The 12,763-nt window shown below is 47.8% G+C and carries 14 protein-coding genes and 1 pseudogene; 11 read left to right on the forward strand and 4 right to left on the reverse strand.

Translation table 11 applies throughout. The features are described 5' to 3' along the window. Positions 1-51 precede the first annotated feature (51 nt). From nifU to nifB, 3 genes are all read right to left on the reverse strand, one after another. Positions 52-978 carry a Fe-S cluster assembly protein NifU gene (gene nifU / locus POG22_RS09685; RefSeq protein ID WP_498904979.1) on the reverse strand — a complete coding sequence of 309 codons (927 nt, stop codon included), beginning with the start codon at positions 976-978 and terminating at the stop codon, positions 52-54. A 58-nt stretch (positions 979-1,036) separates the two neighbouring features. Further along, entirely contained in the window at positions 1,037-2,227 is a 1,191-nt protein-coding gene (gene nifS, locus POG22_RS09690) for a cysteine desulfurase NifS (RefSeq protein ID WP_498904981.1), read from the reverse strand. Between the two features lie 78 nt (positions 2,228-2,305). After that, the gene (gene nifB, locus POG22_RS09695; protein WP_063717930.1) at positions 2,306-3,784 is read right to left on the reverse strand and encodes a nitrogenase cofactor biosynthesis protein NifB; all 1,479 of its coding nucleotides are present in this window, start codon (positions 3,782-3,784) and stop codon (positions 2,306-2,308) included. Between the two features lie 1,638 nt (positions 3,785-5,422). Here nifB and cysE point away from each other — a divergent pair. The 11 genes from cysE to POG22_RS09750 all read left to right on the forward strand — a co-directional run bounded on the left by cysE (position 5,423) and on the right by POG22_RS09750 (position 12,459). After that, on the forward strand, positions 5,423-6,145 hold the full coding sequence (gene cysE, locus POG22_RS09700; RefSeq protein WP_498904983.1) for a serine O-acetyltransferase: 723 nt from the start codon (positions 5,423-5,425) through the stop codon (positions 6,143-6,145). Next, entirely contained in the window at positions 6,142-6,411 is a 270-nt protein-coding gene (locus POG22_RS09705) for an Asr1405/Asl0597 family protein (protein ID WP_498904985.1), read from the forward strand. Before cysE ends, POG22_RS09705 begins: the two co-directional genes overlap by 4 nt. 65 nt (positions 6,412-6,476) lie before the next feature. After that, a complete protein-coding gene (dpsA, locus tag POG22_RS09710) occupies positions 6,477-7,022 on the forward strand; it encodes a DNA starvation/stress protection protein DpsA (protein ID WP_063717931.1) in 546 nt (181 codons plus the stop codon). 113 nt (positions 7,023-7,135) lie between these two features. Continuing rightward, entirely contained in the window at positions 7,136-8,278 is a 1,143-nt protein-coding gene (nifV, locus tag POG22_RS09715) for a homocitrate synthase (RefSeq protein WP_498904987.1), read from the forward strand. Between the two features lie 66 nt (positions 8,279-8,344). Continuing rightward, the gene (gene nifT, locus POG22_RS09720; protein WP_498904989.1) at positions 8,345-8,548 is read left to right on the forward strand and encodes a putative nitrogen fixation protein NifT; all 204 of its coding nucleotides are present in this window, start codon (positions 8,345-8,347) and stop codon (positions 8,546-8,548) included. 44 nt (positions 8,549-8,592) lie between these two features. Continuing rightward, positions 8,593-9,195 (forward strand): (2Fe-2S) ferredoxin domain-containing protein, encoded by a 603-nt coding sequence (locus tag POG22_RS09725; RefSeq protein ID WP_498904991.1) that lies wholly within the window; start codon positions 8,593-8,595, stop codon positions 9,193-9,195. A gap of 88 nt (positions 9,196-9,283) precedes the next feature. After that, a complete protein-coding gene (locus tag POG22_RS09730; RefSeq protein WP_498905002.1) occupies positions 9,284-9,916 on the forward strand; it encodes a gamma-glutamylcyclotransferase family protein in 633 nt (210 codons plus the stop codon). Positions 9,917-9,940: 24 nt separating this feature from the next. Beyond that, on the forward strand, positions 9,941-10,894 hold the full coding sequence (locus tag POG22_RS09735) for a ParB/RepB/Spo0J family partition protein (RefSeq protein ID WP_498904993.1): 954 nt from the start codon (positions 9,941-9,943) through the stop codon (positions 10,892-10,894). A 32-nt stretch (positions 10,895-10,926) separates the two neighbouring features. Further along, a complete protein-coding gene (locus POG22_RS09740) occupies positions 10,927-11,667 on the forward strand; it encodes a dinitrogenase iron-molybdenum cofactor biosynthesis protein (protein WP_498904995.1) in 741 nt (246 codons plus the stop codon). Positions 11,668-11,679: 12 nt separating this feature from the next. After that, positions 11,680-12,024 (forward strand): hypothetical protein, encoded by a 345-nt coding sequence (locus tag POG22_RS09745; protein ID WP_498904997.1) that lies wholly within the window; start codon positions 11,680-11,682, stop codon positions 12,022-12,024. A gap of 237 nt (positions 12,025-12,261) precedes the next feature. Then, a complete protein-coding gene (locus tag POG22_RS09750) occupies positions 12,262-12,459 on the forward strand; it encodes a hypothetical protein (protein WP_498904999.1) in 198 nt (65 codons plus the stop codon). Positions 12,460-12,537: 78 nt separating this feature from the next. On the opposite strand, the pseudogene POG22_RS09755 reads toward POG22_RS09750, so the two are convergent. Beyond that, positions 12,538-12,630: pseudogene (locus POG22_RS09755) on the reverse strand (transposase); the annotation flags it as partial. Positions 12,631-12,763 lie beyond the last annotated feature (133 nt).

A 12,763-nucleotide genomic window follows, 5' to 3' on the forward strand; every position in this document is an offset into this window, starting at 1 on the left:
GTTCTCTCTTGCTTTACCAATTGGGGGCTACATTAGGAATCGACAAAAAGGTTAAACGGTGACTTCTTCTACGATGAGAGTGGGGGAAACTCGCTCCCGTAGCTTGGCTTCAATGGCATATTTCACGGTGCTGGTACTGCTGGGGCAGTTACCGCAGGCTCCCTTAAGGGAAATTTGAACGCGATCGCGATCGACATCGAACAACTCAACATCTCCGCCATCAGCCATGAGCGTGGGGCGGATTTCTCGATCGAGAACTTGCTGGATGAGCATAATTTTTTGGATCGGGGAAATCGGAGGGGCGAGGCGGGTTTGTACCCCCACTTCGCGACTTCCCCCTTCTTCGAGCGAGGCCAGTTCCGCAGCGACCCGCTCGGGTACTGCCGCCTGTTCTCGACGTACCTCGATGAGAACGTCTTCGATGCCTGCCAGACACGAACCACAGCCGCCGCCAGCCTTAACGTAGTTCGTGACTTGCTCGATGGTGTCTAGGTCGTTCTCAATGATGACTCGACGAATTTTAGGTTCGGTAATACCAAAGCATTTACACAGTAAAGTGCCTTCATCGTCTTCGTGATGTTCGACTTCGATACCGCGATATTTATAAATGGCGGCTTCTAACGCTTCTTGACCCATCACCGAGCAGTGCATCTTGGCTTCTGGTAAACCACCTAGGTAATCTGCTATGTCCTGATTGGAAATGTTCAACGCCCGATCGAGCGTTTTGCCTTTAATAATTTCGGTTAAAGCGGACGAAGAGGCGATCGCACTGGTACATCCAAAAGTTTGAAACCTGGCATCAAGAATCGTTTCGGTCGATTCTTGAATCTTGAGGTGCAGTCGGAGAGCGTCACCGCAGGCAATACTCCCAACTTCACCATAGACAACAGCCACGTCTGGTTCGCTGAGATCGTCGATCTTTCCTTGGTTGAGGGGGTTGTAAAACAGATCGAGTACTTTTTCAGAATAGTCCCACATGACGGCTTCTCAGATAAAGAATAAGAACGGTGACAGGTTCGGGGCTTTCAAATCTCAACTACGCACTGACCAAATCGCGGCTTTGGAGCCAATCTGACTCGTCGTTGTTGAATGGAGATAAGGCTCGCAATTTCTCTACGATGTTCGGCATTACAGCCAAAACTTGCTGGATTTCGTCTTCAGTCGTAAACCGTGACAAGCTGAAACGAATCGAACCGTGAAGGATCGTATAAGGTAATCCCATTGCCATCAGCACGTGAGACGGATCGAGAGAACCTGACGTACAAGCCGATCCAGAAGAAGCACAGATTCCGTGCCGGTCGAGCATGAACAGGATGGCTTCCCCTTCGATGTATTTGAAGCCAATGTTGGTTGTATTGGGCAAGCGTTGAGTACCGCCGCCATTGACTTCACAGTCAGGAATACGTTCTAAGAGCTGCTTTTCTAACAAATCTCGCAGCCGACGCTCGCGTTCGACATCCTGCTGGTGTTGGTGCGCTAACTCCGCAGCTTTGCCCAACGCGACGATACCGGGGACGTTTTGAGTGCCAGCCCGCCGACCCCGCTCTTGATGCCCTCCCAGTAAGAAGGGACGGAAACAGAAACCGCGACGAACGTAAAGAGCGCCAATGCCTTTGGGAGCGTGGAGTTTATGGCCGGAGAGCGTCAGCAGGTCGATCGTGCTGGTTTGTAGGTCGATCGTGACTTTTCCTGCTGCTTGGACTGCATCGACATGGAACGTCGCACCGCACTCTTTGGCGATCTCCCCGATCTGCTCGACCGGGAAGATTACGCCCGTTTCGTTGTTGGCGTACATCGTCGTGACGAGTGCCGTCCCCCCAGTCATGGCAGCTTCGACTTCCATTAGATCGAGCTGGCCGCGCCGATCGACCGATAAATAAGTGACGGTATAGCCTTTCTTCTCGAGGTGTTTGCAGACGTTGAGGATCGCTGGGTGTTCTACAGCAGTGGTGACGATATGGCGCTTCTCGGGCTGAGCGGCTAAGGCTGCATGGATAGCCGTGTTATTTCCTTCGCTACCACAACTGTTAAAGATAATTTCGGTATCCTCTGCCCCCAGCAGGGCTGCAACTTGGGATCGAGCGTCCCGAACAGCCGATCCCACCTGCCCGCCAAAACTGTGCATTGAAGAAGGATTGCCGTATAGGTCGCTGAAGTAGGGCAACATTGCCTCTAGGACTTGGGGGTCGACCTGAGTGGTTGCATTGTTGTCCAAATAAATGACCATCACATCATCTCCACAGTGAACGAAGGTAGGAAGGGAAATCGGAAAAAAGGGGGGGCGGGGCGATGCCCCGAAAAGTAGTTAACTCAGAACCTGTTCGTCGTAGAATTGACGGGCAACGGACTCGATCGCGTCGTACGCTTCGACCACTACTAAACCGGCTTGTTGAAGTTTTTTCTGGGGGCAGGGGCCGACTTTGGAAGCTAAAACGGCTTTGCAGTCCGAAATGGTGTCGATGATGCCCTCAAGTGCCGCGTCTTCGCCGTAACCGCCCTGGCAGTAGTCGAGGATTTTGCGGTGGCCGACAAACTTCACCTCAGTAGCATCCACTTCGTAGATCGTGAATTCTTTGGCGTGACCGAAGTGCTGGTTCACCAGACCCCCACCTTTGCTCGCAACTGCAAGGAGAACTTTCGTAGACTGGGTGGGTTGAGAAGTCCGAACAGCGGCCTGCCTTTTCTCAGCAATGGCGGCTTTAGCTTGTTCGATACCGGCATGGACGGTCTGACGAGTTTCGAGGTTGTAGTCTGCTGACATATCCATGAACTTCTCTTTGGTGAATTCCTGGCTGCGGTCTTCACCCAACAGTCCGACGGCATCGGCGCGGCACTGACGACAGTGACGCATCATTTTCATGTTGCCCGAGCATTTATCTTGAACGGCTTTGAGTTCTTTGGGCTTAGGACCTCGCTGACCGTTCAGACCGAAGTAAGTGCCGTGTTCTGGAGCCGAGATCAAGGGCATGATGTTGTGTAAGAAAGCCCCGCGATCGCGAATCGCTTGATTCACTTCCGGCATATGTTCGTCGTTGATGCCGGGAATTAGAACCGAGTTAACCTTGCAGAGGATATCTGCTTCTTGAAGAGCTTGCAATCCTTCCATTTGACGCTCGTGCAGGATTCTAGCTCCCTCAATACCCCGGTAGCGCTTGCGGCGATAGTGAACCCAGGGATAAATCTGAGTTCCAATTTCGGGGTCGATCGTATTGATAGTGATGGTGACATGATCGACGTTGAGTTGCTTGATGCGATCGACGTAATCCGGCAGCATCAAACCGTTCGTCGAAAGACAGAGTTTAATATCGGGGGCTTGGTCTGCAATCAACTCAAACGTGCGGAACGTTTTCTCCGGGTTGGCGAGAGGGTCGCCGGGACCGGCAATGCCCAGAACTGTCATTTGGGGAATTTTGCCAGCCACTACGAGGACTTTGTGGGCAGCCTCTTCTGGGGTCAGCAATTCGCTGACCACACCGGGGCGGCTCTCGTTGGCACAGTCGTATTTGCGGTTACAGTAATTGCACTGGATATTACAAGCCGGAGCTACAGCCACGTGCATGCGAGCATAGTGGTGATGGGCTTCCTCGCTGTAACAAGGATGCTTCTCAATCCGGGCTTTTAAGGTTTCGCTCATGCCGGTAGAAGCATCGTTTTTACTGCTACAGCCGCAGCCGCCACCGCCACCAGACTTGTTAACCTTCGTTTGGGTTTTGGTCAAGGTAATGTCCAGCTCGGGCGTCGTCGTGGGCGCAGGGGCAAGGGCAGTGAAGGGTGGTGGCGTCATTATTTTTAGAAGTTTGTAGGAGTGTAAGGGGTAGATAAGTGGAGCGTTGCATCGACGGCATCTCAGCGATCGGTCTCGACGAACTGTTCTGCATGGAGGGAAACCCAAGAACCTAAGTCAACGTCAGGCAATGCAACGACCACACCTTGAAGAAAGTTCAATCCATAGTCTGTTAAACCTCTACTTTGAAATCACCAGCAGGTTTCACGGAGTATTGGTGGCGGGGCGTTCGTCTGACCTCTCTAATTAGAGGAGGGAACCGCCTCATAAAGATAGATACACCTGAAATCGGTCTGGTCGGTTCTGGCTGAACTGTTGTCGGTCAAAGAACTAAGTGCCGAGAATATGAATAAGCTCTAACCGAGCTGTGGTTGGACCTTGAGTTCTATGGAGTTCGCTGAGTTCAGCCTGTTTTCAAAGATGAAGTGCTTTGCGTTGAGAGAGTTATAGCAACTGCTTCAGAAGTACTCGAAGGAAACTATCCCGATAGAATTGATTAAAGTAATTAGCACTGTACTCAAGCGCTACAACGTCGAGAAATCATGAGTTTTAAAAAAAATCAGGATCGGGGGACGAGTATTTTTATGCCTAGGGACGAGTATTGTTCGGGACTAGCTCGGTTATTACTGTACTCAGCTCGATCCATTTACTGGTGGGACATTGATACTGTTTGAAGAGATTAAATGAGTACAGCATTTCAAGTACTCAAATATTATTATTTTGTTAAAATAGATACAAAATCAAATCTTAAACCGAGAAATCAATCATTTTGTCTGTATCGAGTGTTCTACTTTAAATATTAATTAGTAATATAATACACATTTTTATGTTAATTAATGTAAACAGATTACTTCGCTTCTTCCTCGACATTGTTAAACAGTCAACCACCCGATGCCGACTCTAACGGGTACGGTGCAGGCTTGAAAAAGCCCGACAGTTGGCCAGGCTAAGTCCTTTACGGACTCCAGGAGCATCCCGTTTTGAACAAGAGCGCGACGCACTCCCCCACCTCGCGGGACGCAGGTTCCCGGTTAGCACCGACACCCCCACCTCGCGCCCTAGCAGGTGGGGTGAGCTTCATAGATACATGTCAATTGATTGTTGAAAATCGTTTCAAGACGTAGGTGAATTTGTCTCTGTGAGAAGCAAGCCAGTATTCTCAATAGTGGCTGCTTATCTATAATTGCCAAAATGGGATGCTCCCTTTACGGACTCCGTTATCGAGCTGGGCAGATTGTCGATTGAAAAGCATTGTTAAAAAATCCTGAATTAAGTCGAGATAATTTTGCATACTCTGCTACATTTTTTATACGGAAGATATGCAGATATCATCAAAACTTTCATCTTTGAGTACATTGGCTACTGTATTGACTGTAGTTAGCTATTTGCTGTCTAAGTGCTGATACATAAGGATTTGAGCTTGAGTACAAAATATCAGTACCTCCCTTCATAAATGCCTGCATCTCAGTACTAAAATACTCGTCCCCTGCCCCGAAAAAAAAAACAAACCTCTACTCGCTCGACACTTCAGAAGTTGAGTACAGGTGTAATAACTTTAGTTAATCTGGATGAAGATTTCGGGCTACCTGCATCGAATTGAGGTTGGTATAAGCAGGAAAAGACAGCCCTCCCAGAGCAATGTCCCTTTCCTTATCCCGCTTCTCAATTCACGCTCTCTTACCTTCGGCGGTCGAACTACAGCAGCAGTTCCCGCTGTTGGCAGACTTCGCCATTATCTTCGAGCGCGATCCGGCAGCCCGAAACTGGTTAGAAGTGCTGTGCTGCTACCCCGGCTTTCATGCGATCGCCGCTCATCGTCTAGCTCACGAGTTGTACCGTCGTGGCGTCCACTTCTTCCCGCGTGTCATTTCACACCTAGCTCGCTTTTTAACAGGTATTGAAATTCATCCGGGGGCTCGACTCGGCACGGGAGTCTTTATCGACCACGGTATGGGGGTTGTCATTGGTGAAACTGCCATTGTGGGAGACTACACCCTGATCTACCAGGGCGTAACCCTAGGCGGCACCGGCAAAGAAACCGGCAAACGCCATCCAACCGTTGGGAGTCGAGTAGTAATCGGTGCAGGCGCTAAAGTCCTCGGCAATATTCACGTTGGCAATTATGCCCGCATTGGGGCAGGTTCCGTCGTATTGCAAGATGTACCGGCAAGCTGCACGGCTGTTGGTGTCCCCAGTCGCAATATTTGCAAGTGCAACACTGCCGTTGCACCCTTGGCACACGGTCAGCTACCCGATGCTGAAGCGGCAACGCTACAGCAGCTTTCAAAGCGTATCGAAGCCCTAGAAATTCAACTACAAAGTCTTGCCCACGTTCGTCACCCTGGAGTCTCCACCCCATGAACGAGCCCATATCCACTGTTGGTACTCGGGAACAGATTATCTCTGTTCATCGCAGCTATCGTTGGTCGATCTACCGTCGCTTGCAGGAACTTAATATTTCCTGCACCTGCCCCGCAGACGGCACTTTACGAGTCCATATCGATCGCGCGATCGCCCTCTTACTCGTACACAGTGTCGTTCAGCAGTGTCTCCTCTCCCGTCAAGAATCTCTAGATTGGCTGGAGCGTTGTTGGCAAACCCAAGTCGCTTGTATCGAAAACCACTAACAGTAAAGCACCTCGTACTCAAAGCTCGTCGATTTCCATTTACCCTCATCAACTGGAGTTACTCCATGACCACAACCACTCAAACGTCCATTCGTAGCTTTGGTGACGTGGATGACAACCCCATCGGTCTCGAAAAAGACGTAACCGTTGCCATCTGTGAAGGATTCAACCTTGTTTACGCTAGTTTTCAAGCCTTGTACTTACAGTATCAAAAACACCATTTTATGGTTGAAGGGGCAGAATTCTATTCTATCCATGAGTTCTTCCAAGAAAGCTATGGTGCTGTTCGAGACCACGCCCACGATGTGGCCGAGCGCCTGAGCGGGTTAGGGGGGATTCCCGCTGGAACTTTTACCACTTTGGCCGAGCTATGTTGCTTTACTCCCGAGGCTGAGGGGGCTTACACCTGTCGTCAAATGTTGGAAAACAATTTAGCTGCCGAACAGGCCATTGTCGATTTACTGCGACGATTGGCTGCCGAGGCTGAAAGTTTAGGCGATCGCGCTTCCCGTTATCTCTATGAAGAGATTCTGCTCAAAACAGAAGATCGAGCCTTTCACCTCGATCATTTTCTCCAAGAAGATAGCCTTACCCGGGCTTTTGCGAAGTGATACATCGCTAGCATCGATTGGCGTACGGCGATATTCAACGGCTGAGTTTTTTGGAATTCCTTGTGCCTTGGGGAGTTAATTCTCCATACCTTGCATTCCGATCGGAGGCTGCAATGACCGCTCAAAATCAGATTTACATCAACGATACGACCCTACGTGATGGCGAACAGGCTGCCGGAGTGGCCTTTAGCTTAGAAGAAAAGGTGGCAATCGCCAAATTTCTCGATGCCATTGGCATTCAAGAATTGGAGGTGGGCATTCCAATCGTAGGCCAGGACGAAGCCAAAGCTATTCGTGCCATCTCTGACCTCGACTTAAACGCCAAAATTCTAGGTTGGAACCGCGCAGTCGTCGCTGACATTGAAGCCTCGATTCGTTGCGGTCTCAAGCGGGTTCACATTTCTATTCCCGTTTCTGAGATACAGATTCAGGTCAAGTTTCAAGGCCAGCGGAACCGTATGCTGGAACGGCTTCGGGAAAGCCTCACCTTCGCTCGCGATCGCGGTTTAGAAGTCAGCGTTGGTGGTGAAGATAGCTCTCGTGCCGACCCGGGTTTTTTAATCGAGACTGCTCGTTCGGCACAGGAATGGGGAGCTTTTCGCTTCCGCTTCTGCGACACTGTGGGAATTCTCGATCCGTTTACCACCTTTGAGAAAGTACAAGCCCTCGTCACGTCTCTCGATATTCCCGTAGAGATGCACACCCATAACGACTTAGGACTAGCAACTGCCAACGCTCTTGCCGGAATTCGAGCGGGAGCAACCTCCATCAATACGACAGTGAACGGTCTCGGAGAGCGAGCGGGCAATGCCGCCTTAGAAGAAGTCGTGATGGCTCTCAAGGAGATTTACGGTTTCAAAACGGGGATTCAAACCCAACATTTTTTAACGCTCTCTCACTTCATTGCCCAAACCGTCAACCACCCCGTTCCTCCCTGGAAAGCGATCGTAGGTGAAAATACCTTCGCCCACGAGTCGGGAATTCACGCCCACGGCGTCTTGCAAAATCCCAGCACCTACGAACCCTTCGCTCCAGAAGAAGTAGGTTGGCAGCGCCGCTTTGTCATCGGCAAACACTCCGGTCGTCATCTATTGAATCGAATCCTACAGGACTACGGACTCCAACTCGATCCAGCAGACGGCCAGTCCGTACTCAATGCTGTTCGAGACCGCGCCACCCAACTCAAACGCAGTCTCACCACTGACGAGCTGCTCGCTCTCGTTGCGACTGAGGGCGTGGGGGTGGCCATAGTTTAACCCGACTATTGCCCCATCCCGTGCCTTCATACTCCCGAATTCTGTTTAACCTACTCGGTACTTACGATGAAAGTCATGCTTCATAACAGTCGCGACGGTCAATTGATGGTTTACGTGGCCAAAAAAGATCTAGAGGAACAGGTCGTCGAGCAAACTCAGGTTGACGATACCCATATCTTTACCCTGGCTAACGGTTGGAAGTTATCGGTGGCAGGACTCAGCGATCCGATCGAAACTCCCAAAACGGTTCAGGCCAAACGTTTGAACTGAGTCTACCGCTACAGTTGTCCGTTCGTTGCTACAGGAGAACGATCATGTTTGAAACCCAAAAAACACCACCGTGGATGTTCGATTTGCAAGGAACGGTCTTGGGTTTTCTCGGTAAGAAACCCAGTAAACCTAAGTTTGTCGTCCTCGAGGTCGAGGAAGAACAACTCTCGATTAAACTCCCCAAACAGCTACGTACCGTGCTGCGGCTGCATCTCCAAGTTGGACATCGCATCCGTTGCATCGGTCGCAGTCAAATCGATGCGAAGGCTGGCGTCATCAAGTTGGAAGCCTATCACCTTTTTACCCTACCTTCGGATTCTGTAAACGAGCTGTCCGCTCCAGCTACGCCAATAACACCAGTTGCCCCTTCTCCGTGCCAGCACGTTGGCAAACTCGAGCGATCTAAAATTCTAGTTTGCCAAAAGTCAGGTTGCCAAAAGCGAGGTGGGCATCAGCTTTTAGCGGCGTTGGAACAAGCCCTAAGAGAACGCCAACTTCTCGAATCCGTCGAAATTTGCGCCTCTGGCTGTCAAAAACGCTGTTCTAAAGCACCTAGCCTGACCATCATGCCGGGTAAGCACCGCTACGACCGACTCAAACCCGAAAATTTATCGGCACTGATTGAAGAGCATTTTTGTTCCCCTTAATTGCGTTCAGCCTCGAGCCATGTTGACGAAATTTATCGATCGTAGTTTTCTCAATCTGCGCCGCCTGCTCCAAGTCGGTAGCTTCCCAATGTTGAGAAATCTTCACCTTCAATCTCTCTCAACACGAGGAAACAAGAGGGCAAATGGAAAGCTCGACAAAACGTTGAATTTATCTTCTGTAGAGTTCTCAGGGGGTTATTTCTACTATTTCGCTTACGGTTCTTGTATGTGTCCGGTAGATCTCAAGCGATCGCTAGGGGAAAATACACATCTTTATGTGATTGGTATCGCTACCCTGAAGGGATATCGGATCGGGTTCCATTACTACTCATCTCAACGTCAATGTGGTGCTCTCGACATTTTGCCCGATCCCACTGGCGAAGTTCAGGGGGTTTTGTACAAGCTACCGTGGCGACTCAGCGATCGACTCGATCGACGTGAGGGAGTTCGGCAAAATGCCTATCGCCATGAATGGGTAACCGTCGATCGCGGCAACCAAACTTACATCCAGGCTAGAACCTATGTTGTCGTCCAAAAAACCTCGATAGAAATTCCTCCCAACGACTGGTACTTCAACGTAGTGATGCGAGGGGCTACCACCTGTCGTTTACCAGAGAATTACTGCTGGCAACTTTTTCAACATATGTACGGGCTACAACTCGCCTACACTCGAGCCGACGAGCGAGATCGAGTACGGCAAATCAAGCCAAGTTATGTATGAACGTATTTATGGAAGGATGAGATCGTGACTAATAACGGTATTGACGCCCAAGAGAGAGACAAAATCTCTCAATTAAAAGAGACAATAACGAACCTAAAGTCTCGATCGATAACCTCTGTTGAAGTTCCCGTCGATCGCATTATGCCACTTCAGTTGCCTGAAAATATACGCCAACCTAGACTCTATTTTGATTCTCAAAAAATGGAACTTCTTAAAAATTCGATCCGCAAGCATGGCGTACTCGAGCCGATCTTGTTAAGACCTAGTCAAAATCAACGTCAAGATCGACAATTTGAAATTATTAGCGGCGAACGCAGATGGCGCTGTTGTCAAGCCATTGGAGTGATGTCAATTCCTAGCATCGTTCGCGAAATGCCAGATTCGATCGCCTTAGAAGCCGCGATCGTCGCACATCTTCTTAACGAAGAAATTTCTATAATCGAACAAACTGAAAGTATACTTAATTTGCTATCTCTAAAATTAGACTTATCTTCTGACAATCTAAGAAAATGGCTATATCAAGTAAAAAATTCACGAACGCGTGGAATCGATCGTTCAAAGATTTCTAGCGACAACCGAATAGAGATCGTTCGTGAAATTTTAAACGAGTTTGGAATGAAGTTATCGAGCTTTGTTTCAAATCGACTTCCATTATTGAATTTAGCACCCACTATCTTAACTGCACTTCGATCGGGTAAAATTTCACCCACTAATGCTTTATTGATCGACCGTCAACCTCAAGAATTGCATGAATTTCTAATTTCGCAAGCTGAGGGAAAAACAAAAAGCGACTTGATTAAATTAATCAAGTCTCAAACGAGTCCCGATCGATTATCAGTTCGAGAGAAAGACATATCCGATCGAATTTACGAGCGAATTAAATCTATTAAAAATAAATCCAATCTCCTCGATCGTCCCGAAGTTATAAATCGATTAAATCAAATCGATTTACTACTAAAAGAAATTGAATCTTTGTAAGTTTTGCAAAATCTCTAAATTAGGAAAAAATCATGATCGACCGACCTGTTTCTGATGAAGTTGCACTAAGAATTGCCTTAGCTGCTAGGGTTTTACCCAATGCTTCAGTCAAAGATCTAGTTGAAGCATTACACGCGAACCTTGATGGTGAAATTACGGAAGAAGCTTTGAGTAAACTCACTGTCACCCAACTCAAACGATTCTTCGGAAACATCTACGAAGTAGACGAAGGAGAATGGGAAGGCGAAGAAGCCGACAATCAAGACATCGCTGCCTTCAAAGACGCTGTACGCATCTTATGGGGAGAGCCAGAGCAGTGTTCTCAATTCTTACCAATCGAACCCTATCGAGATGGGGATATGCCTAATTCTATTCGAGTTGCAGTGGCTTCCAACACTGGCGAGCAACTTGACGGACACTTTGGGTCTTGTCATCGCTATTTAATTTACCAACTCTCTACCAACAACATCAAGCTTATCGACGTGCGATCGGCTCTCGAAGCCGAGTTAAGCGGCGACAAAAACAAATTTCGAGTCGATTTGATTAAAGATTGTCCCATTCTCTATGTGGTGTCTATTGGTGGTCCTGCTGCGGCAAAGGTCATTCAAGCCAACATCTATCCTATGAAAATAGAAACAGGAGGGGAAATCCGAGAAATCTTGGCTGACTTGCAAAAGGCGATCGCCACGTCTCCTCCACCCTGGTTAGCTAAGATCTTGGGAATTCAAGTCGACAAGCGAGTCAAAAATTATCGAGCTGCTGCTCAAAACTAAGAGGTATGGATCGTGAACGCTAAACAACGTCAAGCACGAATTCGGGAAATCCAACAGATCGCAGGACTAAAACCCACTCATTTCGCCGATTTGATTCGAGTCGCACAGCTCGTTTACGATCCTCGTGGTGGGATATCAAGTCGAGTTGTTCGGGTGAACTGGTTAGATTTTGGTATTTCTAAAAATGTTGCTGAAAATCTGAAATTCCTCGGACAGAAATATCAATACGAACTACCTCATATCGCTCCAGATTTGGTGTGGGATGAGTTAGAACCAGAAACACGTAGTTGGTTTATTGCCCACAAAAGTATTTTATGGAAAATTGAAGAATCTTTCCCCACTTTAGATGAAGATTGAATAAATTTGGATTATCATTATTCCATACGCTTAAGTCGAAACATTTTTACAATTAGTAAAGTTTGTATAATCAATACTTGCCTTTCATGCTTTGTATCTTGTATAGCATTTCGACCATTTTAAATTGGAGTTGTATCATGTCAAATCTTAAATTAATTCTTTTCAATTATTTTATTAAATTCGCTTTATACCCTAGTAAAACAATTTGGAATTTTAGCAGCAATAGAGGAATTCAATATGAATATTCACTGGAAAATATTCATTCTAAAAGGTGCACTCTGGCTAGCATCAGAAGTTGTATTGACGATAACAGGTACAGACGATCTAGCTGATTATAGCGAGTTTGTATTTGAACGTTATTTAATACATCCTAAAGCTAGAACTTATTCTGACGGCAAAAACTTAAATAACGTACAGCGTTTTTTATTCAAATAAAATTTAGCAATATAAACGAATAAATTATATTTTGATATTATATAAAGAAGCTCGATCGAATACCCCTTCAATGGCTTTCTTAAAATTAGCGATGAATTTGGGTAGCTCCAGTTGGGGGTAATACTGGAACAAGATATGGATGTGGTCTGCCTCACCGTTGACTTCTATCAAGATCCGTCGCAGTACTCCGCCTATACCGCGAAGCGGTTAGGGGGTGGTGAAGCGGCGGTGAGTTGAGGTGCGTCCCCTGAACAATGCGATAGCGAGAGAAGGGGATAGCGCCGAAACGAGCCATCAAATATAA

Origin of the sequence: Geitlerinema sp. CS-897 (genome assembly GCF_028368005.1) — a bacterium.
GTDB classification, from domain to species: domain Bacteria; phylum Cyanobacteriota; class Cyanobacteriia; order Cyanobacteriales; family Geitlerinemataceae; genus Baaleninema; species Baaleninema simplex.